We start from the raw sequence: 24,364 nt of genomic DNA on the forward strand, positions 1-24,364 counted from the left end.
TCCGTTATTGGTTACGGCACCCACCTAGCCGCGACCGTTCGAGTTTTGTATTAGTCGATACCAATCCAGTACTGCTTTCGCTGACGGCGCGATCACCTATGGGGCGTTGGGGGGACGAAAAGGCGTGTTACAGGTGTTGCAGGTGATACGAATGTCGTTATCTTCATGAATTTGTTAGGTTTTGTTGGGTGTTACACCCCGTCCACTCTTCTGGTATATGGTGTGTAACAAGCCTTTAGGTGTTGCAGCAGCGTCTAAATCGGTGGTCGCATTAGGCCAAAACCAGCAACTCATGATGACAAACAAACCATCTGGCTTCCGGCTTGAGCACTCTGGTAACCATGAGGATCGCTGACGGTTGCAAAGAACTCTCGAGTGTTAGGGAGCATAAAAAACTCCTTCTTCATTATTGATCAAGCAGTAATTGAGAGGGTGTGTATATTAGTTTGTCAATTTACATCCTGCGGAGTGCGCAACTAGTTTGAATAAGATAATAAGACAAGTCTTATTATCGTTGAGGAGTTTTTCGTTTTCTTTTGGGGAGTCATCCAAGAGATCAAAGTGCGTGATCTTATTTCGCAATGACTCCCATCTTTGTATCTGTTTTGATGATATGTTGTGAGATTGTGCGAAATGCTTTAAAGATTTTTTAATTGTGGGTTTAGACTCTCTTATTCGATCGAGGTGTTTAAGGATTGACTCGATTATCCAGTCCTCTGACTCTATAGTATTGATGTTTTTTCCAATTTTTATAAGCTTGTCGTCAATATCAGAACTGACTGGAGTAGCTTCAGTGAAACGGTATTTAACAATTCCTTCAATCGCCGTACACAGTGCCAATGAAGAAATTTCGATGCTAGCGCCGGATGCAAGGTATGCACGATGCCAAGCGGCGTAAGTTGCTCCATATGGCGAGTTGAATTCTGATAGGTAGCATTCTAAAAATAGTTTGAAGTTGTCAATATTGAAAGCGGATAGCTCGTCCAGTATCGACGGAAGCCGATTTTCATCGGCTTCACCATGAGAAACCTCTAAGTTAAAGTGTTCTTCGTCCTGCCAAGACATCAGCAAAGGGACTATTACTCGACCACTACATATCGAAATTGCTTCAAGCAAAACATCTATTTGAGATCGATCGATCTCACCGTTCTTATGTAGTGCGATCTTGGTGTGTGATATGAACTTTGTTATTTTTATCGACAGATCAGAAGCTGTAAAGTTCACGCCCCACTCAAAATTATTTCCATCCTGCTGTTTTATTTGAAGTGGCAGATCTCCGTTGTGTACCGTTATAATTTCAACTATCGATTCACCGATGGCGTCAGCGTTATCGTTTGGGGTTTTCAAAATAAACGTGTCGATCTCAGCGGTTACTGTTGAATGTGACTCATCGTTGACTATGTTTGTAATAAATATTTCGCAAACATCCCACCATCGCCCTAGTTGGTCTTTGGCTTTCATTCTACACGTGAGTTCCTCAGATATTACTTGGCCCTCCCGGAGTTTTCGAAATACTTCCGCTCTTTCTTCCTCAAAAAAAAAGTTTGGGGATGTAAAAATCGTAATCGTCAGGCGGGAGTCGACTCCCCTGCTAATTGCCCCTGTTCCCCGATACGCAATTTCTTGTGAAGAGGAGATGCCATAAATTTCAATCTCGGTAAATTGCAAGTGGTAGTTGTTTTTTGCTAAAAATTTATATTCGTCGATTAACATGTTATCCCTATCAGGCACTCCGTAGCGAGTAGCGTAAGCATTGACTTGGATTATGGTTGAAATTACGATTGCATCGCTTCGTTAGCGCCGGTTTTCATTTTCTGTTACGGGATGCTCGCCCAAATCTTCTGGAAGCTCATCTAAAAGGTCTTTTGAGTGATATTTAAGAATTATTTCACCTTTTGTTAGTCTTTCCGTCCAATATCTACCAACTAGCTTTTGTTTTGGGTTCTCAATGATCTGGAATACTGCTGATCCGTCATGGGGAATACTCCGCTCGTTCAAACTTAGTCTGGGCCTGCTAGTGAAGGTGTACGCTACATTTTTAATCTGTCGGTCAGGGTCAATAAGAAACCCCTCAGAATATGAAGAGCTTTCCATTTCACTTGTACGCATCATGCAGCTTATGTGGAAGAACGACTGATTCACAGTCAGCAAAACGGGTATGGGTGGTGGTTTTTCACCCGTCTCTGGATTTCTCCAGTCTGAATAAATAAAGCCCACCCAGCTTCCGTTTAAATCCGGAAATGGAACAAGCCATCCTCTAAATACTTTGAGTTTCCATCCCCATTTAACAAACACTGCTATTACCAAAAGATCGACGCTGACCACTTTTGGAATAAGCCCAAAAAAGTCTAGCACCTTTGATAGATTCAGTCCGCTAAAGTAAGCGATCGAAAACCAAGCGATTGCTGAGGTTCCGACTAGCAGATACAGCGAGTTTTTCAATGTCACATTGCGCATTATTTGAACCCGAAATAGTTCCAAGCTGCTTTTGAGAACTCGCGTCCATCTTCACGAGTCCATTTTTGACCTGAGTGGAACAGGTAGAAACATTCATTCACTTCTACCCAGCGCCCGAAGTCCGGCTCATCACCTTGAAGATTATCCCAAATATGAAAAAGCATAGATCTGAGGCATTCCGTCCATGTCGAATGGGAAAATACAGCGTCTGGACAGTTATAGGCTAGGCATTCCATGAAGAAAGATGGCAATTCGCGAAATATATGATCTTCTGCCATTGCGTTTTCAATTCGTTTTAAAAGTCTAGCCCCTTTTTTATATGAGCCTCCAGTGCGTTTGTTCTTAGCTATACCATTTTCCATCTGCTGAGCTGGATAATTAACAATGCTACTGCCATCCGTCTTAAATATTCTAGTCCCATCTCTTGTTTCATGGCTCATGTGATATTGATAGCTAAAGCATGGGACGACATCAGCATCCACGCGCGATGAGTTAGAATTTATTTGTATTGCGGTAGTTCCCGTGGAGTCTACTTGCCCGGGAAACTTTGCCTTCATAGCTGAAAGAAGCTCGGCTCTCAGCTTTGCAGGCGTCCAAATTCCATCATATGGTTCGCCTGGCGTGTAATCCCCTTTTTCAGATTCCTCCCAATATAGAACCTCAGTACACTCCACGGCTATATCTACATCACTATCTGAACGCACATTTGTGTTGTTAGCGTAAGAACCTTTCGCATAAACCTTCAACGAACAATTGTTGAAAGGTTCGTGTGCACCTATCGCTTGGCGAATCATTCGCTCCGTTCTATCCTGCTTATCTTGCTCGGTATCACTAGAGGGACCAGTCCATCCGGACAATTTATTTTCTAGGCTCATTGCTTATCCTTTGAAATCGTTAACTGCGTCGTATAACGTTCCTTGTACTTTCGTAATCTCTTGAGCCAATTGAGTTGCTGGTTAAAGACGAGACAATGGCATCTGAGAAAAGCGACAAGACCTGCAGGTAGGTTACGAAGTCGTTGGCTGTGTGTCTATGGCCAGCCTTGGGTTAATCTCCCCATAAAAAATCGGCTGCTTTACTCGATTGCCACCTGTAGTGAAGGGCATATTACGACCCATCGGTGCCCGTCCAAGGTTTTAGGAAATTGGACCTCGCTAGTGAGAGCGGCATCGAAAAATGTTCTGAGAGGTAAAAATGACAGCCGAATTAAAGGACTTGATGAAGGACGCTAGGCTTGCGCGGTTGTTTTCCATGCCCGGGCGTGCGTGTGCTTTGCAAATTTGGATTGCGCAAATTCAAACCGACGACGGCCTGGAGAATCGATTTGTCTACGGTCGACTTCTTCCGTATAGCTTTTCCTTAGGAGGGTGGAGTGCCTCCAGCGACGATAAGTTTGAAGCTGTTGGTGACTGGCGCGCTCAGGTGATTCGCGCCACTCTCTACATTGATAGCGATCATGCAGGTGAACTGCTGGGCAAGCTTTCAAAAGGAGACAACATCAAGGAAATCAGTAGCTCGCTCGACCTCAAGCTGTCGGATTCGCTTGAGAGGCGTATCGGGACTTTCAGCTTTAGCGATAGCTACGTATGCAGGCCAGCGGCGTTGCTTTTGAATCGCGATGCGCATGAGCATCTTGGTCCACAAAGCCCTCACGGTAGTGCTTCCGCTTTTAGTGCCGCAATTACCACTGTCGACAAGGAGCAACTGTTCACAACTGCGCGAGGCCTTGACCAAGAAATGGCGCGCTTCCTTGTTAAACGGATGAACGCTGATACCGGTTTGGATTTCTCTAGCAAGGATGCGGCACGATTTGGCGATTTGGAATTGCTAGTGTTCCCGACCCTAGACGACCACGAGAGAGAGCTCTTGGATGTGTCTTGGGCAGACGGATGCAAGGCACTAGTGGTCAAACTAAATCTGACGCAACTGCCGAGCTTTTCGAAGTTCTTCGTCCACGCCCAAATAATGAACGACGCACAACGCATATTTTCGAGCATTGCGTCGGTCGATAAAGGAGCAACGGATGTCATCGAGTGTACGTTCGAATTGCCGGATGGTTATTGGGATATTGCCGATTCGGTGGAAATCGAAATACATGGAGTGAAGGACGGAGCCGTTGCAGCCACGTCGTGCTGCACCTGGAAGAATCATTATATTCGTGAGATCTCAATATCAGGACACGCCCTAGGAAGCTTGAACGCAGAAGTTAAATTGGGCTGGTTGGACAATGCGCTAAAGAAGAAGCTGCGAGGGTCTCCCAGGGTGAAAGCCGCGCAAACAGCTAATCGCGGTCATGGCGGATTTGCCTCGGTAATTGGTGGTAGAAAAGCAGACCCCTGGGTAGTGGCCAATCGAAAAATAAATGAATTGATTAGCGTTTTACATCCGCCAAAGTCCGAGGCGCGTTTCTTCGGTCGCCTAAGCGAGGGCGACGGCACTGAGCGCCTACAATTTGTAGAGTGGATCAAGCAACAGTTTGCGAAGCACCGAGACCATCAGATCATCTTCTTCGACCCTTACTTTGAAGACGCTGGGATAGGTCTATTTTTCCCCAATGCGTCCGACAAAGGGGAGTATGTGGTCTTCACCACAACTCTGCCGACGACTCCATCAACTCAAAGTCAGAAATCTTTTACCGGCGCTGACCCTGATTCCAACCGTATCGACAACCTGCTGGCGAGCTGCAAGCAACTCCAAGGGTTGGCGCAGCGTATTGACCTCAAAATATACGGAGTCAAGCCGGGTGCTTTGCATGATCGCTATATGCTCATTGCGGATCGGCGAGGCCTTCCAGTTGCAGGTTTCAATCTTTCGAACTCAATTCAGAAGGCAAACGAAGATCATCCGTTACTCATCACTCCTATCCCTATGGATTCGTTGCATGAGGTCTTCAAATATGCGACTCGATTGATAACGAGAGCTGCGAACGGGTCGAGCGCGGATGGCGAGTACATAGAGCCAATTTTCGATTCCAAACGTCAGGAGCAGCCTGTTCGAAAGCGGAACGAGCGATTGAGTTTCCTGAGCTGGGATATGACGGGCTCGGTTCTCTCGACTTGGATCGGGGACAATTCGCTTCGGGGCATACATGGCGAGGAATTGCGTGCTCGACTGGTGGAGCTGGATCTACTCGATGGTGAATCTTTACGCTTTCCTAAGACTCCAGGTATGGACGCGTGTGTCAGTGGCTTAAACGCGATGGAGGACGATTCTCAACAGAGGTGGGAGATTGTCGCTGAGATACTCGCACACACAACTCATGGAGATTCTCCGTGGGGCGTTGCTGACGACCAGAAAGTTGCGTTGTGCGACTTCCTGGAGGGCTCGCTTAAAAACGCATTCTCTCGGATCAGTGACATAGCGCCAGATACTTCTTTTGAGTCGGTCCAGTCGCACTTGTTTCAGCAAGATTTGGAAAGTTTTCTTCGCGGATCTTACTCCTACGAACACTTCCGCCATCGGATTAAATACCAAGCATTGACATGGGCGGATGTCTTCGCGATCAAGATCTTGTGGAATGCCGCACCAGAGAAACTGGTGAATTTGTCGGAGCGCTGCGCGGTCACACTCGATAGAGAAGAGCCCCACAGAGATGCCGTCAAGCTATCCCTATTGAGTCAAATTGTCGGGGAGGTGTCTCTCGCAATCGCCTTTGGGATTACGAATGAGCAAAGGGAGAGTTTGTTGCAGAGCACGAACGGGCTTCTGAAGTGGATGGGATTGGCCAGTCTGAGAGATGCGTCCAAGAATGGTGGGGCGAAGCAAGTCGTAGCTCGTCTAGCATCGTTTGATCGGCAGACGAGCATTCGGACGATGTGTTGGTTGTTAAGCGGCCTGGCATGGGAGGAAGGGAACGGTGAGGCAGTGGATATTGTTCGGCAAGCGCTCTACTACACATTGCCACCAAAGCTAGACAAGAACGAAGCTGAATTTCTTGTTGAGAGCCTGCGAGGCCACATGCGCGAGCTAGGATGGTCTGAACCTTGGTTGTTTGCCGAGGTGATTGTGCCGCTCCTGGAAGAAGAGCGAGTGACGCCGGAAGCACTATCTAGTACATGGATGAAGGAGTTGTACTCGTACCTCGACGAAAAGTTGCTTGGTAAGACCGTCAGCTTCGACCGTTCGCGCGAAGGACGAATTACCGAAGTTGCGGCGTTTCTCCTTGCGAGAAGTTCTTTCGAGACCCAAGGCAAAGCAATCGATGTTCTACTAAAGACTTTGAAGAAAGCACGCACGAACGTGCAACAACCGTTGGCCAGCACGATGAACTGGAACAAGTGGGATTGTTCCTTAGAAATCGCGATGTGGATCTACGCGTTTTGCCGACATGTCGAGCATCACATGGATGACTCCGCAAAATTACCGGTTCAATTCGTTGATTTGTGCCAACCATCGAGGGATGTCGCAATGGTTCGCACATTGGACGAATGGCGTTACAACGGAGTGCAGCGAGGGGCGCTTGCGGCGTTTATTGAAGAGGTTGGAAATATTTGATTTGGGTCCTGGTGATCAAAACAACGTAGGTCAATGATTCCTTCATTGGCTTCGCCTCATTTGGTGGCTCGACTGTGGGCCACCGAGGAGCGGGGTTTTGAGGCGTTCCGCTTCATATGGAGGGTTCTGGCCTGAAGCTGCCTGCCGAAATTGAATGCAACGGAAGCTTTCGCGAGCTTCCGTTTATCTAAATCATCTTTTGTTCAGCTTGTGCTCGATTAACCCCATTTCTGCTTTGATCGCAGTGATGGTGAGCTTCTGTATGTCTGTGCTTGTTCCGATTTTACTATCCACGATCTTGAGTAGGGCGATCAGGTGGGCTTTTCTCGCTTTAAGCGCTTCGGATATGGACGAGCTGTTTTGTGTCGCAGAGTTCATGGCTTCGATCCTTGGAGAGATTTTAAACAGCCCGCGAAAGCAGGCTGTTTCAGGGAGTCGGGAGTTACATCGAGAGCAGATCGCGCGTGCGATGCTGACGGCCACGGTCCGCCAGTTCGCTCCACCTCCAGCTGCCGAAGTTTTCACCTTGCTCGGGGATGTCGAGCTTCATTAAGGACACGGGGTCACGGCCTATCAGCCGAGCTGCGGCATACAGCTTGCCTCCCACATCTAGTAGCGCTTGGGCGGCTTCATTCCATGCTTCCTCCAGGGCGTTGTGGGCCAGCCGCAAGGCTGTGTCCTCAATTTTTTGGTGTTCTACCTGAGCCTCGCTGATGTGTCGGTCGACGATGGCCAGCTCTTGCTCCAAGGCGGTGATGATTAGGAGCTGGCGGCGATGTTGTTCGGTGGCGGTAGTGAGGTTTTTTGCGGCTTTCTGAGCGTCGGTGCTGGCTGCTTTTTCGCCGTCGACGTCGCCCCACGCCACGGCCTGTGCGTATGCAGTAGCCGCCTGAGTCTCAGCCTGCCGTGCGCTGGCCATCTCTTCCTGCGCTTGCTGGCGAATTTCCTCCAGGCGAGTGCTCAGGCTTTGCCGTTTTTCGTTAAGCTCCAGCTCATCCGCCATCCAGTTCGCCATGTCGGCAATGTAGCCTTCCATCAAGCTTTCTCGGTTGGCCAGCCTCTCCAAGCGGTCCAGCTTGTGATCCAGTCGGGAAATCTGATGATCGAGCGAATCGATCTTTAATTTTCGACTGCTGATTTCATGGCGGACGTCGCTCTCGCGGCCGTGGTTAATGACGTCTTCGCTGTGAAGCGCAGCCTCAAAAGGTGGCACTTCCTTTTTGATGGCTTCCATTTCAATGACCAATTTGTCGCGTTTGTCTTTCAGTTGTTCAATTCGGTTCATGAGTTTTCCTGATGGTTTAATTGGAGTTCGGAGTGGCTGGCGAGGCCCACTTGAGCCGGCTCTATCTCAGTCAGTAGGCCCGCCGTCAGGCGGCCTGAACCTCGCTTTCATCCGTTCCCGGCACGGTCTTCACCACATAACAACGCTGAGTGCCCAGGCCCGGTAAGCGGACCGAGCAGGAGGCTTTGCCATCCGGCCCGGGCTCAAGGACACCCCGGCGTATCAGCTCCTTGTTCACGGCGTTGATGTTCATGCCCTTGAAAACCTCCGAGCGCCATGATTCGGGCAACACGTAGTAGGTGTTGGTGGTGTGCAATGCATCGCCTAAACCGTGCTCCAGCGTTTTGCGAAAGCCCAATCGGTCAATGGTGCGCGGACCGTGCTCATCGATCTTCGCGGCGGCCGACTCCCAGCGCGTGAATCGGCTTTCGCCGAAGCGTTCGATGACCTGGCGCAGCCGCGCCAAGATCGCATCGCCTTCGAGGTTCCCGGCACCGCCGCGCTCATTCATCCAGGCACTCAGGCAGACCCGAGCGGCGGTGGTGGCGGTACCATCTGGCCAGCCGGTAATTCCCATCGCGGTGGCCAGCTCGCCGGCTGCTGCCGCGAGGCCAAAGCGAGCGGCTGCACGGTGCGCTTGCCCGCTGGCCGAGGCAGGTAGCGACTGGGCGATAAACCCTTCCAGCGTGCGGCGCAGGATCGCCGACCAACCATGACGTTTGCCGGGTTCGCAGAGGGCCGATAGGAAGGCGGTGAGCGGTGTGCCGTAGTACTTGGCCACCCGCGCCTTGAGTGCATCGGAGAGGGCGGCGGCATCATCGAAGCCGTTCAGCACATCGAACATGCCGAGGCCCTTGCTGGCGTCTGCTGGCACGGCGAGCATGCGTACTTCCATACCGGCTTTCAGCTCCTTGTTGGCTTCGGCCATGTGCTGCGCCAAGGTCTTCTCGCCGGTCGAGAGAAACAGCAAGCGCCACTCCTGCACCTGTCGGCCGGCTTGTCCTCGATCATTGGCGCGAGCCTTGCCGGTGCCGTTGCCGAGCATGTACACCGTTTCGCCAATGATGCGCGGGTCGCACATGCCGATTTCATCCAGCACCAGGAGCCCGTCGGAGTGCGCGGCGGCGATGGATTCCAAGGCGTTATCCGTGGAGCGCCAGGAGCGCACCAGACGCGGCCCGCCGTAGATCGAGGCGGCCACTTGCAGGTGGGTGGTCTTGCCGCCGGAGCTGTCACCGTAGAGGTGAAAGCCTCCGGACTCATGGCCGAGCATGTGCAGCAGTGGACCGGCAAACGCCACGCTGGCCACAAACGCCAAGCGGTGGTTACCGATGCACAAGGCGCCAATTTGTTCTTGCCACTGCTCCAGAGTGCCGGATTCACTGATGGGTGGAAGCTGGGCGCCGGCCTCATAAAAGTGCAGGTGTTCAACGTGTGAGCCGACCTGTTGTTCGGGTAGCAGGAAGGCGCTGTCGTGCCAGCCCAAGCGAGTGACCAATCGAGCGCGCTGGGCGCTGTCGAAGCCGCCGAGGTAACTCTGCAGATCGTTGCGGGCATTTCGACCGGAGCGACTGCCAGCCAAGCGCAGGCCCATGTCCACGAGCGGTCCGAGCACGTCCTTGCCGAAGTCACCAGTCATGGTCCGCGCCGGAATGTTCCAACGCTTTTTCGCCCCGTCAGGATCGTCGAACTCGACCAGCAAGCCCCAGTTATGGCCCTGTGCATCACGGGTGCGCGCCAGGATCTCCAGTGGCGAACACACCGGGCGTGCCTCGCCATCGTCGCCCGAGTAAAACACTCCTTCTGCCGTCAGCCGAAAACCGCCGGGTAGCAGATCATTTTTGGGTTTTGCAGCGCGCTTGGTCGCCGGCTTGGTCTTGGCTTCAAGTGGTTCGACCGCTGCTTTCTCCGGCTCAACACCGAACAGTTCGCCGCTGAGTTCCAGCTCAACGAAATGCGCCGTCGTCCATCCTTTACTTTGTGCATCGGCCGCGTCGTCGCCGTTATCCCATCGACCACCCTTGGCAAAAGTCGGTTGGTCATTCTTGAGCGTGGGCTTGCGTTTGAAGACGCCCAGGGCGATCGTACGCACCGACTTGGCGCCGATCTGGTGCAGTTGCGCCGCGACGGCATCCATGCAGCTTTTGCCACTGGCGTCGTTGTCGGGCCACAAAACCACGGACCGACCTTTCAGCGGTGTCAGGTCAGCTTTGTGCCAGGAGTTCGAGCCATTCGGCCAGCACGTGGCCACGTAGTCGGGTAGCAGCTGCGCCGCGGCGTCGGCGGCCTTTTCCCCTTCGCACAGAATGACCGGAGCCTCTGCTCGTTGCGCCAGTTCATCCCGGCGTAGCAGAGGACGCGGCTCCGGCAGACCTTGCCAACGCCATTGCTGAGTTTGGCCGTCGGCGCGTTGGCACCAAGTCAACGGTGCAAATACTTTGTGCGGTTTGCCGTCTTCATCCGGGCCCAAATCGAAGCGATAGAGCGCCATGACCGGCTGGCCCTGTGCATCGCGATACATCCAGACTTTGGACGGTGCGCCGTGCTGCCGATGCGTGGCCGGGCACTTGTTCATGGCCTCGGCCGGGATCGGCTGAATGGCAGTCCACTCAGGTGCTTTTGTCTTGGCAAGCGCTGGCTTCGCCTGGGCGGCGCCGGGCGATACGTTGAGGAGGTCTGCCAGTTTATTGCAGGCATCTACGTCGGTGCCGCCGTCCAGATAGCGCACCAGATCGATCAGGTCGCCGCCCTTGTCACCGGTGGCGAAGTCGGCCCACGTACCCTTGCTCAAATTGATCTTGAGAGAACCGGCGCGCTTATCGCTGCGGGTCGGATTGGGAGCGGTGTATTCCTTGCCGCCGTCGACGCGCTTGCCATTGGGGAGCCAGTGCGACAGGACGCGATCAATGTCTTTCAGTGCAGCGGCTTTCACGTCGGCGAAGCTGGGACGTTTCGCGGAGTTGCTCGGGCGTTGGCTCATGCGTCAGCCCTCGGCAAAAACAGCGCGTCGTTGATGTCGTCGATCAGGGCCTTGGCCATCTCGCCAAGATATAAAGCAGGCCAGCTAAAACGCTCGCCGCTGTCGCTCATGGCGGCGTCGAAGTTAAGCTGGTTGGCGTGATGCTGCAGCAGGGAAACCATCTCCAGTGCATCTTCGACCGGTACTCCGGCATTCACCCGGAACAACTTCAAATCGGTAGCGTTCACGCGAGTAAATGTGGCGCGACCAAGGGTGGTGGATGTGGTCATAGCGCACCGCCTTTCTGCGCAGCCGGAATGGAGGTGGTGTCACCGTGCAATGCGAGGGTTTTGATCAGGCCGAGAGTGCCGCGTACGTCCCAAAGGACGGCTGCGATCACATGATTGGCGAGGCGCGAGGATTCGCTTTCGAAGTGATCCTCCAGCAGCGTCAGCACCGAGTCGGCGCGATCAATGGCGCAGGTGATGGCGTCGATGGGCACACCGGCTTCTGCAGTCGGATTCACGCAGAGCAGATCTTCGGGCAAGGCAAAACTCAGCGCGCTGTTCATTGGGCACCGCCTTCGCTTTCGAGTGCGCGGGCTTTAGCCATGTGAGCGTTGTAACGGGCGAGACGTGTTGCGAGACTGGAGTTGGCGTGTAAAGCGGCGAGAGCCATTGCACGATGGGCAGCGGCGCGATTTTTGGACGGATTAAGGGCGTGCATAGGTAGAGCTCCAAGTTTGATCTGGAGCTGCCACTGATCGTCGCCAAACGATTTAGGGTGGCAGCTGTGCGCAGGTTGGCGAACCGGGAACTTGGAACCCGGCATACCCGAAGGTATCCCACGCACAGCTGCCATAACACGAAACGGCGAGCACAAAAAAAGCGCCTGCTGTCGGTCGGGGCGCCTGTGCGCCAAGTAACTCGGGTCGCCAAACCCGGTCGCTGAATTTGCAACGACGACCAGAGAGTAGCGTCCCGTTTTCGAAAGTGCAACCGTGCGGAAACCCTGCGCATTTTTTCGATGCGACATAAATTGTTTGGGCATATAGATTTACCTCGACGCCTTCGGATCGCTCCCGAGGGCGTTTTTATTTCATCCGTGAAATTTCCAATGCAGGGAAATCAGCGGAAGGAAACCGCCATCGAGACGTGATCTGGCATCTTCGTAGGCATCACGTTGTTGGCCTTCGTCGATAATCACGGCACTGAATTTTTCAGTGTGCAAAGCAAGGGCACACCATGTGCCATCTGGCCAAATCAGTACTCCCACAACACGGTTGAGGCGTTCATGTTTGGTTCGATAGCGCTCAAGGCGTTGCATGTAAATTGCCGACAGGCCTATCTCGCGGAGGACTGAAAACCGCTTCAGTACAGCCCTATGGGCGATGTGCCGTCTCATGCTGCTGCCTCATCGCGAGCTGCGATACGCGCACGAGTCCAACTCAAAACCTCCGACAAAACCCAGGCGACTGGAGCGCCACGGGCATTGCTGTCAGTGAGTTTTACGGACTGCGGGAAGCCGCTTTCGGGTTGGCTCATGAGTTTATAAACCGTAGCGCGTCCAATACCTGTGATGGACATCACCAGTTGGATGCGGATTAGAGTTGCGGCGGGATCGAACCGCCCCAGCTCTGTATCGCCCACTCTCATTGGTGAGGCCGTAGGCGACACAATTTCTCGAATCGAATTAGCATGGGTTGCTGAAGGCGCGAGTGCCGTAATGGTGCATTTCTGATTGGTTTCAACCATTACGCATGTCCTCGCGCTAAGTTGGTGGTGGCGGAGCACACACGACTTTCGAGCCAGGTGGCGACATCTTGAGGGCGGTAACGCACTCGAGATCCGGTCTTTAGATAAGGGAGAGAGTTGGTGCGCGAACTTCGCCAAGCGGCAAGCGTTCGGCTGGACAAACCAAGTGCAGTGGCAACTTGATCGGTGGTCAGCAATTCAGATGTGATCGTGGTATCAGATGTAACTGAAGCGTTGAGGAGCGTCATAGCGCGTTTCCTGTAGTAGTTCTTACAGGCCCAAGCTATATAAACGCTTTTGCATTTATTGGAAGTTCGAGTTTCTTGCGCTTTACCCTTCTGGGGTGCTTTTTTGAAGGATAAGTCGCGCACGTTCGCAGCAAAGTTTTGATTTTCACTGTAGGAGTCCAACCATGTCCTACTGGTTTTCCATACAGTTAAAAAATGAAAAGCCAGACATGGCAGTCGAGTGCAAATCCGACGAACGGTAGTCCCCGTGCCCCTGATTCGCAATCACGAGCAGCGACGGGAATTCGCCAAATTACACGTAACGGAGCAGCCTGCAGGAAGGTGAGGAGAATTTAAGGCGTAACACTTCTTTGCAGCGTAACACCGGGCAAATGGATAGCCTGTGCAGCGTGTTACGCGGTAGTTATCCAATAAATTGAATGGTTTGGCCGGTCTTGTATCACCCGTCACACCCGTAACACCGATTTTTCATGGGTGCTGGGATTGCACACTCATACCGCCTTGCCAAATTGACCCTGAACAATATTGCCGTGCTCCAATTCATCAAGGTGGTCTGCATACCACTGCATCATGACTTTACGCTGAGGCAAGTACACCGCCTTGTTGTACACACCTGCTATTCCCTCTTTTACATGAGAGAGCTGAGCCTCAATGTGGTTTTCGTCGAATCCCTGTTCATTAAGGATCGTGCTAGCAATGTGACGGAAACCATGGCCAGTTTGCCGGCCCGCATATCCCAGCCTGCGCAGCGCCATCAGAAAGACGGTATTGCTACGGGGGATGGTTCGATCTTTTCTCCCGGGGAAGAGAAGGGGGTATGCGCCTGTCAGAGTGCGCAGCTCCGTTATCGATTCAATGGCCTGTCGAGATAGAGGCACTACATGCTCGCGCCGACGCTTCATTCTCTCGGCTGGAATCGTCCAGAGCTTTTTGTTGAGGTCGATTTCTGACCAGCGTGCTTCTCTAATCTCGCTCGGGCGTGCCGCTAACAGAGCAAGCAAACGAAGCCCAAGACGGACATCCTTTGCGTGAGGGTAAGAGTTGATAGCTCGAAGTAATGCAGGCAGCTCTTCTATTGATACGTGTGCATAATTTTCAGCACTACGTGTCTGAAGAAATTTATTAAGGCCTTCAAGGGGATTGTGGATCGCTCGGCCTGTCACGCGTGCCAAGTCGTAGATCTCTTTGCAGAAGGCCCGAACTCTGCCCATTTGCTCAATGATCCCTTTCTGCTCCATGCCGCGCAGAAACTCCATCCATTCAAGGGGCAGTATTTCTGTGTAGATGCGTTTACCGAAAACGGGAAACACGTGAAGCTCCAGGGCACCAAGGACTCGACGGGACGTGCCGGCCTCCCAGCTTGAGCGCCTAGCCTCAAACCATTCGCGCCCTAATGCTTCGAAAGTGTTGTTGGCAGCCACCCGGTCAGCAATCTTGCGAGCCTGCTTACTGACTAAAGGATTTTTACCAGTCGATGCGTCATCCCGCAGTTGCGCCGCCTTCTGCCTGGCTAGCGAGCCACTGATTTCGGGGTAACCGCCTAGGCCCAGCCAGGACCATTTCCCGTCTGGTTTTTTGTAGCGCAACTCCCACGACTTCTGCCCATTTGCCTTGACCCGAAAATACAAGCCGTTGCCGTCTTGCTCCCGGTACGTCGCACTCTCTGGCTCCAAGCCTGCAAGGGTAGTGTCGGCCAGTGGGCGGCGTTTGATTTCAGTACGCTTCACTGCGTGTATGCCTCCAGTTCAATGAATCTCAAAGCATACACGTGGGCATACACGGCGTGAAGTTATAGGGGTAGACAGGGAGGGATAGCCAGAAACAAGAAAGCCCGCACAGGGCGGGCTTCTTGGGGTGTTTCGTAGACTGTCTGAGACAGGTCTAGACTGCTATATGGTGCACCAGGCGGGATTCGAACCCACGCCCCTGCCTTCGTAGTCCCGAAAGCCAATATTTAGAATCAAGTGTCGAAATTGCAGGCGATCCTACCGCGTATAGAAAAACGAACAAAGATGTTCAATATTTTATTCAAGCGGTCGATACAGCTCGTGCCAATCAACAATAACGCCTTCGTGGACACGACCCGTTATGAATAAAAACCTTAGATTCAGCCACAAGATCCTTTTTGTGGCGTCGCTGATCGTGGTAGTCGCCTTCGCGCTATTCACGCTGTACAACGATTACCTTCAGCGCAACGCCATTCGCAAGGATCTGGAAAACAACCTCCATGAAATGGGCGACATGACGGCGGCCAACATCAAGAACTGGTTCGACGGTCGCACTTTGCTGGTTGAAAACCTGGCGCAAAACGCGGCCTTGAACCCACAGATGGCCAGCATCACCACGTTGATGGCACAGAAAACGCTGGTGTCGAGCTTCCCCAGCACCTACGTCGGCACCACCGCAGGCGAGTTCGCCATCCTGCCTGATGCGAAGATGCCCGATGGGTACGATGCTCGCACACGCCCCTGGTACAAGCTTGCCGAGGCCAGCAATACCGTCGCCATGACCGAGCCTTACGTCGAAATGGCCACTAACACGCTGGTGGTCTCCATGGTGGCGGCCATTCGCAAGTCAGGGCAGACCGTCGGCGTGGTCGGCGGTGATGTGAGCTTCGGTGCGCTGGTCGACATCATCAACAAACTGGATCTGAGCGGCGTGGGTTACGCCTTCATGGTCAGCTCCGATGGCAAGGTGTTGGTCCACCCCGACAAAAACATGCAGATGAAGAGCCTGAGCGACCTCTTCCCGCAGGGTACGCCACGGATCAACGGCGAGTTGACCGAAGTCCAGGCCAATGGCCAGACCCGCATCGTCACTTTCGCCCCGATCAAGGGCTTGCCTTCGGTGAACTGGTACATCGGCCTGTCCATCGACAAAGACAAGGCCTTTTCCAGGCTCAGTGAATTCCGGGCGTCGGCTGTGATTGCCACCGTGATCGCCGTGGTTTTCATCATTGCCCTGCTGGGCATGTTGATTCGTCTGCTGCTGCAACCTCTGCAGGCCATGAGCAAGGCTATGGAAGATATCGCCGAAGGTGAAGGCGACCTGACCAAGCGCCTGGTCATTCATACCCAGGACGAGTTCGGCATTCTCGGGAACGCCTTCAACCGATTCGTGGAACGTATTCACACCTCGATCCGCGAAGTGTCGTCGGCCACAGAGCAGGTCAACGAAGTGGCCCTGCGTGTCGTGAGCGCATCGAACGCTTCGATGGTCAATTCCGACGAGCAGGTCAACCGTACCAACAGCGTCGCCGCCGCGATCAATCAACTGGGGGCTGCCGCCCAAGAAATCGCACATAACGCCGCGCAAGCTTCGCAACACGCAAGCTCCGCCCGCCACTTGGCCGAAGAAGGCCAGCAAGTGGTCAATCGCAACATTGAGGCCATGAACCGCCTCTCGGACCTGATCGTCACCTCCAGTTCGCACATCGAAACACTGAACAGCAAGACCGTGAACATCGGTCAGATCCTCGAAGTGATCACCAGCATCTCTCAGCAAACCAACCTGCTGGCGCTCAACGCGGCAATCGAAGCGGCGCGCGCTGGCGAGGCGGGGCGTGGCTTTGCCGTGGTAGCTGACGAAGTTCGCAATCTGGCCTACCGCACTCAGGAATCGGCGCAGCAAGTGCAGAACATGATCGAGGAGCTGCAAATCGGCGCCCGTGAATCGGTCAATACCATGGGCGAAAGCCAGCGCCACAGCCAGGACAGTGTGTCGATTGCCAATCAGGCGGGCGAGCGCCTGGGCAGCGTGACCCGGCGCATCGGTGAAATCGACGGGATGAACCAGTCGGTGGCCACTGCCACTGAAGAGCAGACGGCCGTCGTTGACTCGATCAACATGGACATCAATGAAATCAACACGCTGAACCAGGAAGGCATGGAAAACCTGCAGTTCACCTTACGTGCCTGCTCGGACCTGGAACAGCAGGCCAGCCGCTTGAAGCATTTGGTGGGCAGCTTCCGGATCTGATGAGTTCCAAGGACAACAAAAAAGCCCCAGACCTTGCGGTCTGGGGCTTTCTCGTTTTTGCGTATGGTGCACCAGGCGGGATTCGAACCCACGACCCCTGCCTTCGGAGGGCAGTACTCTATCCAGCTGAGCTACTGGTGCAATGCGGGCGCCATGATACTCATATGCACTGCAGGCGTCCATGCTGCTGAATCGCCGATGTTCTGCCAAAGCGTAACCTGCGTTTGCTACGTTGATCAGAAAAATGAGGCAAATGCGGCGTTTTCGTTCTTTTTTTCGAACAGCCTATTGTCCTTTACCCCCTTTGATCCTAGGATTCGTTTGAGATTTCAAACGCTCTTGTCTGGGTGCTGAACCGCACGAGTTCAATCAGTGCGCTATTTATGTGCTTCAGCCCGGTGAATGATTTCCCTGACGGCAGCCTTTTCAGGCGCCTTTCTACAATCATAATTTGCTCCGCGCGTGCGCGGTGCTGTTAAGGAAGCCGACATGCAGCTTAAAGACACCCAGTTGTTCCGCCAGCAAGCCTTCATCGATGGCGCTTGGGTCGATGCGGACAATGGTCAGACTATCAAGGTCAACAACCCGGCAACGGGCGAAATTCTGGGCACCGTGCCAAAAATGGGCGCTGCCGAAACCCGCCGTGCCATCGAAGCTGCTGACAAAGCGCTGCCGGCCTGGCGTGCACTGACCGCCAAAGACCGTGCGAATAAGCTGCGTCGCTGGTTCGAACTGATCATCGAGAACCAGGATGACCTGGCTCGCTTGATGACCATGGAACAGGGCAAGCCATTGGCCGAAGCCAAGGGCGAAATCGTTTATGCCGCTTCCTTTATCGAGTGGTTCGCCGAAGAAGCCAAGCGCGTCTACGGTGATGTGATTCCGGGCCACCAGCCAGACAAGCGCCTGATCGTGATCAAGCAGCCAATCGGCGTGACCGCTGCAATCACCCCGTGGAACTTCCCGGCTGCCATGATCACCCGTAAAGCCGGCCCAGCGCTGGCTGCCGGTTGCACCATGGTGCTCAAGCCTGCTTCGCAAACCCCGTTCTCCGCGTTCGCTTTGGCTGAGCTGGCCCAGCGTGCCGGCATTCCTGCCGGTGTGTTCAGTGTTGTGTCCGGCAGCGCCGGCGACATCGGCAGTGAGCTGACCAGCAACCCGATCGTGCGTAAATTGTCCTTCACCGGTTCGACCGAAATCGGTCGTCAGCTGATGGCTGAATGCGCCAAGGACATCAAGAAAGTGTCGCTGGAACTGGGCGGCAACGCGCCGTTCATCGTGTTCGACGATGCGGACCTGGATAAGGCCGTTGAAGGCGCAATCATTTCCAAGTACCGCAACAATGGCCAGACCTGCGTCTGCGCCAACCGTCTGTACATTCAGGATTCGGTCTACGACGCATTCGCCGAGAAGCTGAAAGTGGCTGTGGCCAAACTCAAGATCGGTAACGGTCTGGAAGACGGCACCACCACCGGTCCGCTGATCGACGGCAAAGCCGTGGCCAAAGTGCAAGAGCACATCGCTGACGCCGTTGCCAAAGGCGCCACCGTTCTGTCCGGCGGCAAGTCCATCGAAGGCAACTTCTTCGAGCCGACCATCCTGACCAACGTTCCGAACAACGCGGCCGTGGCCAAGGAAGAAACTTTCGGTCCATTGGCTCCGTTGTTCCGCTTCAAAGACGAAGCCGACGTGATCGCGATGTCCAACGACACCGAGTTCGGTCTGGCCTCCTACTTCTATGCCCGCGACCTGGGTCGTGTGTTCCGTGTGGCTGAAGCCCTGGAATACGGCATGGTCGGCGTCAACACCGGGTTGATCTCCAACGAAGTCGCGCCATTCGGCGGCATCAAGGCATCGGGCCTGGGCCGTGAAGGCTCCAAGTACGGCATCGAAGATTACCTGGAAATCAAATACCTCTGCCTGGGCATCTAAGCCCGGCTAGGCATTGCTTCAAACGCAAAGGGCACGAGAGCGCTGTCCCTTTGCGGCTTCAAACGGAATTTTTTCTGTGGCCGGGAACGCTGTGGCAGTCGATCATCGCATGCTGCCGTAGTTGCCTCCCCGCCGCATTTTCCTTGAACCACGCCGCCCGATGAGCGGTGAATGAGGACTTTATGAGCAAGACTAACGCATCCCTGATGAAACGCCGCGAAGCCGCTGTACCACGCGGTGTTGGCCAGATTCACCCGATCTTCGCCGAGTCCGCGAAGAACGCCACCGTGACCGACGTTGAAGGTCGCGAGTTCATCGACTTCGCCGGCGGTATCGCCGTGCTGAACACCGGTCACGTGCACCCGAAAATCATCGCCGCGGTGACCGAGCAGCTGAACAAGCTGACCCACACTTGCTTCCAGGTACTGGCTTACGAACCGTACGTAGAGGTGTGCGAAAAAATCAACGCCAAGGTGCCAGGTGATTTCGCCAAGAAAACCCTGCTGGTCACCACCGGTTCCGAAGCGGTAGAAAACGCCGTGAAAATCGCCCGTGCCGCCACTGGCCGCGCTGGTGTAATCGCATTCACCGGCGCTTACCACGGTCGCACCATGATGACCCTGGGCCTGACCGGTAAAGTCGTGCCTTACTCGGCCGGCATGGGCCTGATGCCAGGCGGCGTGTTCCGCGCGCTGTATCCGAACGAACTGCACGGTGTGAGCATCGACGATTCGATCGCCAGCATCGAGCGCATCTTCAAGAACGACGCCGAGCCGCGTGACATCGCTGCCATCATCCTCGAGCCAGTTCAGGGCGAAGGTGGTTTCTACGTCGCGCCTAAAGCGTTCATGAAGCGCCTGCGTGACTTGTGCGACAAGCACGGCATCCTGTTGATCGCTGACGAAGTACAGACGGGCGCTGGCCGTACCGGCACGTTCTTCGCCATGGAACAGATGGGCGTTGCTGCCGACCTGACCACCTTCGCCAAATCCATCGCTGGCGGCTTCCCGCTGGCCGGTGTGTGCGGCAAGGCTGAATACATGGACGCCATTGCTCCAGGCGGCTTGGGCGGCACCTACGCCGGTAGCCCGATCGCTTGCGCCGCGGCCCTGGCCGTGATGGAAGTGTTCGAAGAAGAACACCTGCTGGATCGCTGCAAGGCTGTCGGCGAGCGTCTGGTCACTGGCCTCAAAGCCATCCAGGCCAAATACCCGGTGATCGGTGAAGTCCGTGCCCTGGGCGCGATGATCGCGGTCGAGCTGTTCGAAAACGGCGACAGCCACAAGCCTAACGCTGCTGCTGTAGCGTCGGTGGTGGCCAAGGCTCGCGACAAGGGCCTGATCCTGCTGTCCTGCGGCACCTATGGCAACGTCTTGCGCGTCCTGGTACCGCTGACTTCGCCGGATGAGCAACTGGACAAAGGTCTGGCGATCATCGAAGAGTGCTTCTCCGAGCTCTGATTCATTTGTGAGCTGATCGACAAAAAACCCGCTTCGGCGGGTTTTTTTATTTCGTTGGAAACACATCCGGCTGTATCGCAGGGTCCGCATTGGATAAGGTGCAGGTATTGGCGAAGGAGTTGTAAATGATTGCTGTCGTGTTACCTGCTGTTCCGCGTGTGCTGATTGCCGAGGCTGACCCATGGTCCCGTGATTTGCTCAAGCAGGTGCTGTTGAGTGTGCGTTGCGACGCACGGCTGGATTTGTGTGCCGATGGCCAGCAGGCATTGGAATTGCTGGCAGCGAACCCCTACGATTTGGTGATCGCCGACTGGGAGTTACCCGGCGTCGATGGGTTGAATGTGTTGCGTAGTGTTCGTCAGCGCAAACGCAATCCGCCGCTGCCATTCATTCTGATGAGCAGCCGCAACGATAGCGTCAGCGTGCGCGAAGCCTTGCCACTGGCGCCCAGCGCGTACCTGACCAAACCCCTGAACATGGAAAGCCTGACTCATCGCCTGCAGGAGTTGCTGTTGGACGCCGGTGAAGCGGTGTCTTGCGAGGCGCCGCCGCTGGCGCCGGGCATGACGTTGTCGGTGTACCTGGAGCACCGTCGTGAACTGGCGGACGGTGCATCGCTGATGACGGACGTGCAACTGGCGGTCAAACGCAGTCTCAACCCCAACGGCCTCGATTTGAAGGTGCTGGAAGACGAAATCCGCATCGATCCGCAGGTCACCGCCGTGCTGATCGCCGCTGCCAACAGTGCGGCCCAGCATCATGGCGCTGGCGTGCAAACCCTGTCCCAGGCGCTGCACCGCCTCGGCTCCGGGCAAAGTATGAACCTGATTCTGGGGCTGTCCCTCAAGCGCAGCGCCCGGCTCAGCGATCCGTTTCTGGCGGACTATGCCGAGCGCTACTGGAACCTGTCGCTGCACACCGCCGAATACGCGCGGACGCTGGCACGCTTGCTGGATCTGGATCAGGAGCGCTGCTATTGCGCGGGCCTGTTACACCGCCTCGGCGACCTGACGTTGCTGCGTTGTTTGCAGGAGTGGAAGCAGGCCGGTGGTGAGCTGGATGAGTGGGAGGAGGTGGGCGATGCGCTGGCCGAATTCAGCGCGGCCTATGGTTCAGCGCTGCGGACACGCTGGCGCTTGCCGCTGGAGCTGCGAGAACTGATTGCCGCTGCCTACCAGCTCGGTGGCGGGGTTTACTCCCGCGAAGCATTGGTGATGAACATGGCCGCGCAATTGGCGCTGCTGACCGAGCATGAGGGCGTTGAGGCTTTGGCGAAGAGCCGGACGGCTCGGCTGCTCAAGATTGGTTTGCCGGAGTTGATGCGTCTGCGCAAAAAATAAACCTGGCGCAGAACCTTTTGTAGGAGCGAGCTTGCTCGCTCCTACAGAGGGTTCTGCGTTGAGTGCATTAGCCGGTGATGATGCGGTTCTTGCCCTGGCGCTTGGCTTCATACATCGCGGCATCCGCACGGGCGAAGAGGTTGTCGACGCTTTCGTCTTCGGCCGTGAGACTGGTCAGGCCCTGGCTGACGGTGATGCCGAAGGTCTGGTCGTCATGGCTGAAGCTCAATCGCTGAATCTCCCGTTGCAGGCGCTCGGCCACTTGCATGGCCATGTCCGGAGCGCATCCTGGGAAGACGGCGGCGAACTCCTCACCGCCGACCCGCCCGAACACATCACCCCGACGTAAGGCTGCACGACCGCTCTCGGCGATGCGTTGCAGCACGGCGTCGCCTTCCTGATGGCCGTAGGAATCGTTGATCACTTTGAAGTCATCGATGTCCAGCAGCAGGAACGCCAGGGGCGTGCCGTTCTGTCGTGCCTGTTCGAACTCGTGATGGGCGCATTCGAAAAAGTGTCGGCGATTGCTGCTCTCAGTCAGCGCGTCAGTGGTGGCCAAGCGTTGTAGCTCGGCTTCCATCTGCTTCTTGTCGGTGATGTCTTCGGCAAGGCCGACGATAATCACCGGCTGGCCGGGCTCGGCCTGACGATTGATGAAGCATTTGTCGCTGAGCCAGCGTATCTGGCCATCGGCCGCGATGATGCGGTACTCGCGGTCTTCAACGGCGCCCTTGTCCAGCACTTCGGCCAGGCTGCGCTCGGCGTACTCCAGATCGTCGGGGTAAATGCTGTCGCGCCAGTGGTTGTAGTCGGACAGTAACAGGCCGGCGGAGCGGCCGAAAATCCGCTCATAGGCGGGGCTGACATACAGCACCTGACGGGTTTCCCAGTTGAATGCCCAAAGTACGGCGTTGACGCTCACCAGCAGGGAGCTGAACAGCTGTTCGCGTTCGGTCAGGCGCGCGACCTCGCCTTGGGCATGCATCAGTGCCATCAGGGTTTGCGCGGCCTCGGGCCACTGTGGAAGGGATGAGTCTTTCAGGTTTTTATTGACCATCGGCACAAATCTCAAAGGGCGTGCCGCGTGTTCGACAGCGGCCACAGCAAAGCCCGCCGGAGTGGCGAAGTGTCTTTGAGATAGGGGATTTGGTGCTAAGTTCCCGCCTTTCGTGGTGAGGGAGCTAGCACCCGCCGGGCGGTATGGACGACGCGTTTTATCAGTTAAAACGCGTCGTCAGGATAACAACAGGGTCAGACAGCGGCAGGGCGCAGGGAGTAGGTTTTCAACTGATCGGCGAAATCGCGCAAGGATTGAATCCCGCTGGCCTCGGCTTCGTGTACCCAATCCTTGATGGCGGCCAACATGTCGTGACCATTTGTACTGGTTTTGACCCAGATCTGCTGCAAGGCCAGGCGTTTCTCGTAAATTACCTTCAGTGCCTGGCTGTGCTCGAGCATGCTTTGGATGCGCGCGTGGTGTTTGTCATCCAGCAGGCTGGTTTCTCGGGACAGCAGGCGTTTGGCCCGGTGAAACTGGTGACGGACCGAGTGATCGACCTTTTCCAGCTCTTGCTTGACCAGCGGCGCGATGACCAATTTGCGGTACTGGGCCATGATCTGGAAGCGGTTGTTGAGGATGGCCATGGCGGTGTCCATGTCCAGATTGCCTTTACCTTCAACCCGGTGGGCAATGGGCGCGACCCGCTGAACCTTGGCCAGACGGAAGAAACTGAAGACCTGGATCCAGGCCCAGCCCAGGTCGAACTCCCACTTCTTCACCGACAGTTTTGCCGAATTAGGGTAGGTGTGATGGTTATTATGCAGCTCTTCGCCGCCGATCAGGATGCCCCAGGGCACCAGATTGGTCGCCGCATCGCGGCATTCGAAATTGCGGTAGCCGATGGCATGGCCCAGGCCATTCACCACGCCGGCGGCCCATACCGGGATCCACATCATCTGGATAGCCCAGATGGTGATGCCGATGGTGCCGAACAGCAGCAGGTCGATGACGCCCATGATCGCCACGCCCAGCAGCGGGAAACGGCTGTAGAGGTTGCGTTCGATCCAGTCTTCGGGGCAGTTCTTGCCGTAGATACGCAGGGTCTCCGGGTTCTCCGCTTCGGCGCGGTACAGCTCGGCGCCTTTGCGCAAGACGGTGGCCAAGCCCTTGATGACCGGGCTGTGCGGGTCATCGACGGTTTCGCACTTGGCGTGATGCTTGCGGTGGATAGCGGTCCACTCACGGGTGTTCTGCGCCGTGGTCAGCCACAGCCAGAATCTAAAGAAATGTTTCAGGCCGGCATTCAGCTCCAGGGAGCGATGGGCTGAATAACGGTGCAGATAAACCGTGACGCCGATAATCGTTACATGGGTCATCAGCAGGGTGACTGCCACCAGTGACCAGGGCGACAAGCCAAGAAAACCTTCGTACCACATAGGCTATAGGGCCCTCGATAA

General features: G+C 54.9%; 19 protein-coding genes, 1 tRNA gene and 1 pseudogene. 6 read left to right on the top strand and 15 right to left on the bottom strand.

Annotated features, from left to right (window positions below):
- Positions 1-441: 441 nt before the first annotated feature.
- The 3 genes from AC1MDT_RS22785 to AC1MDT_RS22795 all read right to left on the bottom strand — a co-directional run bounded on the left by AC1MDT_RS22785 (position 442) and on the right by AC1MDT_RS22795 (position 3,332).
- On the bottom strand, positions 442-1,713 hold the full coding sequence (locus AC1MDT_RS22785; protein ID WP_480419054.1) for a hypothetical protein: 1,272 nt from the start codon (positions 1,711-1,713) through the stop codon (positions 442-444).
- Between the two features lie 81 nt (positions 1,714-1,794).
- On the bottom strand, positions 1,795-2,457 hold the full coding sequence (locus tag AC1MDT_RS22790; protein ID WP_480419055.1) for a Cap15 family cyclic dinucleotide receptor domain-containing protein: 663 nt from the start codon (positions 2,455-2,457) through the stop codon (positions 1,795-1,797).
- Positions 2,457-3,332 (bottom strand): nucleotidyltransferase domain-containing protein, encoded by an 876-nt coding sequence (locus tag AC1MDT_RS22795; protein ID WP_480419056.1) that lies wholly within the window; start codon positions 3,330-3,332, stop codon positions 2,457-2,459. The genes AC1MDT_RS22790 and AC1MDT_RS22795 overlap by 1 nt, the downstream gene beginning before the upstream one ends.
- A 319-nt stretch (positions 3,333-3,651) precedes the next feature.
- On the opposite strand from AC1MDT_RS22795, the gene AC1MDT_RS22800 reads away from it, so the two are divergent.
- Positions 3,652-6,951 (top strand): VPA1262 family protein, encoded by a 3,300-nt coding sequence (locus AC1MDT_RS22800; RefSeq protein WP_480419057.1) that lies wholly within the window; start codon positions 3,652-3,654, stop codon positions 6,949-6,951.
- Between the two features lie 192 nt (positions 6,952-7,143).
- Here AC1MDT_RS22800 and AC1MDT_RS22805 read toward each other — a convergent pair whose 3' ends face one another.
- From AC1MDT_RS22805 to AC1MDT_RS22845, 9 genes are all read right to left on the bottom strand, one after another.
- Positions 7,144-7,329, bottom strand: a complete 186-nt coding sequence (locus tag AC1MDT_RS22805; RefSeq protein ID WP_407013372.1) for a hypothetical protein — start codon at positions 7,327-7,329, stop codon at positions 7,144-7,146.
- 64 nt (positions 7,330-7,393) lie between these two features.
- Positions 7,394-8,236: a chromosome segregation protein SMC gene (locus AC1MDT_RS22810; protein WP_480419058.1), complete on the bottom strand. Its 843-nt coding sequence runs from the start codon at positions 8,234-8,236 to the stop codon at positions 7,394-7,396.
- Between the two features lie 85 nt (positions 8,237-8,321).
- A complete protein-coding gene (locus AC1MDT_RS22815) occupies positions 8,322-11,216 on the bottom strand; it encodes a DUF927 domain-containing protein (protein ID WP_480419059.1) in 2,895 nt (964 codons plus the stop codon).
- A complete protein-coding gene (locus AC1MDT_RS22820; protein WP_401324131.1) occupies positions 11,213-11,485 on the bottom strand; it encodes a DUF3077 domain-containing protein in 273 nt (90 codons plus the stop codon). The genes AC1MDT_RS22815 and AC1MDT_RS22820 overlap by 4 nt, the downstream gene beginning before the upstream one ends.
- Positions 11,482-11,766 carry a hypothetical protein gene (locus tag AC1MDT_RS22825; protein WP_111454474.1) on the bottom strand — a complete coding sequence of 95 codons (285 nt, stop codon included), beginning with the start codon at positions 11,764-11,766 and terminating at the stop codon, positions 11,482-11,484. The genes AC1MDT_RS22820 and AC1MDT_RS22825 overlap by 4 nt, the downstream gene beginning before the upstream one ends.
- Positions 11,767-12,293: 527 nt before the next feature.
- Positions 12,294-12,599 carry a hypothetical protein gene (locus AC1MDT_RS22830; protein ID WP_480419060.1) on the bottom strand — a complete coding sequence of 102 codons (306 nt, stop codon included), beginning with the start codon at positions 12,597-12,599 and terminating at the stop codon, positions 12,294-12,296.
- A complete protein-coding gene (locus AC1MDT_RS22835; RefSeq protein ID WP_480422852.1) occupies positions 12,596-12,850 on the bottom strand; it encodes a helix-turn-helix transcriptional regulator in 255 nt (84 codons plus the stop codon). Before AC1MDT_RS22835 ends, AC1MDT_RS22830 begins: the two co-directional genes overlap by 4 nt.
- A gap of 98 nt (positions 12,851-12,948) precedes the next feature.
- A complete protein-coding gene (locus tag AC1MDT_RS22840; RefSeq protein ID WP_253434641.1) occupies positions 12,949-13,197 on the bottom strand; it encodes a helix-turn-helix domain-containing protein in 249 nt (82 codons plus the stop codon).
- Between the two features lie 491 nt (positions 13,198-13,688).
- Positions 13,689-14,924 (bottom strand): tyrosine-type recombinase/integrase, encoded by a 1,236-nt coding sequence (locus AC1MDT_RS22845; protein ID WP_253434662.1) that lies wholly within the window; start codon positions 14,922-14,924, stop codon positions 13,689-13,691.
- Between the two features lie 361 nt (positions 14,925-15,285).
- Between AC1MDT_RS22845 and AC1MDT_RS22850 the strand changes: the two are divergent.
- Both AC1MDT_RS22850 and AC1MDT_RS22855 read left to right on the top strand, forming a co-directional pair.
- Positions 15,286-16,317, top strand: a pseudogene (locus tag AC1MDT_RS22850) (HAMP domain-containing protein); the annotation flags it as partial.
- A 93-nt stretch (positions 16,318-16,410) separates the two neighbouring features.
- Positions 16,411-17,175 carry a methyl-accepting chemotaxis protein gene (locus tag AC1MDT_RS22855; RefSeq protein WP_480422853.1) on the top strand — a complete coding sequence of 255 codons (765 nt, stop codon included), beginning with the start codon at positions 16,411-16,413 and terminating at the stop codon, positions 17,173-17,175.
- Positions 17,176-17,239: 64 nt separating this feature from the next.
- On the opposite strand, the gene AC1MDT_RS22860 is transcribed toward AC1MDT_RS22855, so the two are convergent.
- Positions 17,240-17,316 (bottom strand) — tRNA-Arg (locus AC1MDT_RS22860).
- A gap of 348 nt (positions 17,317-17,664) precedes the next feature.
- Here AC1MDT_RS22860 and gabD point away from each other — a divergent pair.
- The 3 genes from gabD (at position 17,665) to AC1MDT_RS22875 (ending at position 21,907) form a co-directional block, all read left to right on the top strand.
- The gene (gabD, locus tag AC1MDT_RS22865; RefSeq protein ID WP_480419061.1) at positions 17,665-19,107 is read left to right on the top strand and encodes an NADP-dependent succinate-semialdehyde dehydrogenase; all 1,443 of its coding nucleotides are present in this window, start codon (positions 17,665-17,667) and stop codon (positions 19,105-19,107) included.
- Between the two features lie 182 nt (positions 19,108-19,289).
- Positions 19,290-20,567, top strand: a complete 1,278-nt coding sequence (gene gabT / locus AC1MDT_RS22870) for a 4-aminobutyrate--2-oxoglutarate transaminase (RefSeq protein WP_480419062.1) — start codon at positions 19,290-19,292, stop codon at positions 20,565-20,567.
- Positions 20,568-20,692: 125 nt separating this feature from the next.
- Entirely contained in the window at positions 20,693-21,907 is a 1,215-nt protein-coding gene (locus AC1MDT_RS22875; RefSeq protein ID WP_480419063.1) for an HDOD domain-containing protein, read from the top strand.
- Between the two features lie 67 nt (positions 21,908-21,974).
- Here AC1MDT_RS22875 and AC1MDT_RS22880 read toward each other — a convergent pair whose 3' ends face one another.
- Positions 21,975-22,964, bottom strand: a complete 990-nt coding sequence (locus tag AC1MDT_RS22880; protein WP_480419064.1) for a GGDEF domain-containing protein — start codon at positions 22,962-22,964, stop codon at positions 21,975-21,977.
- A 194-nt stretch (positions 22,965-23,158) separates the two neighbouring features.
- On the bottom strand, positions 23,159-24,343 hold the full coding sequence (desA, locus tag AC1MDT_RS22885) for a delta-9 fatty acid desaturase DesA (protein ID WP_480419066.1): 1,185 nt from the start codon (positions 24,341-24,343) through the stop codon (positions 23,159-23,161).
- Between the last annotated feature and the right edge of the window lie 21 nt (positions 24,344-24,364).

The organism is Pseudomonas sp. ASL7, assembly GCF_056680375.1.

Excerpts from the sequence above, each read along its gene's own strand:
- AC1MDT_RS22835 (WP_480422852.1), bottom strand. The coding sequence starts at position 12,850 with ATGAGAGTGGGCGATACAGAGCTGGGGCGGTTCGATCCCGCCGCAACT.
- AC1MDT_RS22825 (WP_111454474.1), bottom strand. The coding sequence starts at position 11,766 with ATGAACAGCGCGCTGAGTTTTGCCTTGCCCGAAGATCTGCTCTGCGTG.
- AC1MDT_RS22840 (WP_253434641.1), bottom strand. The coding sequence starts at position 13,197 with ATGACGCTCCTCAACGCTTCAGTTACATCTGATACCACGATCACATCT.
- AC1MDT_RS22855 (WP_480422853.1), top strand. The coding sequence starts at position 16,411 with ATGGTCAATTCCGACGAGCAGGTCAACCGTACCAACAGCGTCGCCGCC.
- AC1MDT_RS22790 (WP_480419055.1), bottom strand. The coding sequence starts at position 2,457 with ATGCGCAATGTGACATTGAAAAACTCGCTGTATCTGCTAGTCGGAACC.
- gabD (WP_480419061.1), top strand. The coding sequence starts at position 17,665 with ATGCAGCTTAAAGACACCCAGTTGTTCCGCCAGCAAGCCTTCATCGAT.
- AC1MDT_RS22785 (WP_480419054.1), bottom strand. The coding sequence starts at position 1,713 with ATGTTAATCGACGAATATAAATTTTTAGCAAAAAACAACTACCACTTG.
- gabT (WP_480419062.1), top strand. The coding sequence starts at position 19,290 with ATGAGCAAGACTAACGCATCCCTGATGAAACGCCGCGAAGCCGCTGTA.
- AC1MDT_RS22805 (WP_407013372.1), bottom strand. The coding sequence starts at position 7,329 with ATGAACTCTGCGACACAAAACAGCTCGTCCATATCCGAAGCGCTTAAA.
- AC1MDT_RS22795 (WP_480419056.1), bottom strand. The coding sequence starts at position 3,332 with ATGAGCCTAGAAAATAAATTGTCCGGATGGACTGGTCCCTCTAGTGAT.
- desA (WP_480419066.1), bottom strand. The coding sequence starts at position 24,343 with ATGTGGTACGAAGGTTTTCTTGGCTTGTCGCCCTGGTCACTGGTGGCA.
- AC1MDT_RS22800 (WP_480419057.1), top strand. The coding sequence starts at position 3,652 with ATGACAGCCGAATTAAAGGACTTGATGAAGGACGCTAGGCTTGCGCGG.
- AC1MDT_RS22830 (WP_480419060.1), bottom strand. The coding sequence starts at position 12,599 with ATGAGACGGCACATCGCCCATAGGGCTGTACTGAAGCGGTTTTCAGTC.
- AC1MDT_RS22810 (WP_480419058.1), bottom strand. The coding sequence starts at position 8,236 with ATGAACCGAATTGAACAACTGAAAGACAAACGCGACAAATTGGTCATT.
- AC1MDT_RS22820 (WP_401324131.1), bottom strand. The coding sequence starts at position 11,485 with ATGACCACATCCACCACCCTTGGTCGCGCCACATTTACTCGCGTGAAC.
- AC1MDT_RS22880 (WP_480419064.1), bottom strand. The coding sequence starts at position 22,964 with ATGGTCAATAAAAACCTGAAAGACTCATCCCTTCCACAGTGGCCCGAG.
- AC1MDT_RS22875 (WP_480419063.1), top strand. The coding sequence starts at position 20,693 with ATGATTGCTGTCGTGTTACCTGCTGTTCCGCGTGTGCTGATTGCCGAG.
- AC1MDT_RS22815 (WP_480419059.1), bottom strand. The coding sequence starts at position 11,216 with ATGAGCCAACGCCCGAGCAACTCCGCGAAACGTCCCAGCTTCGCCGAC.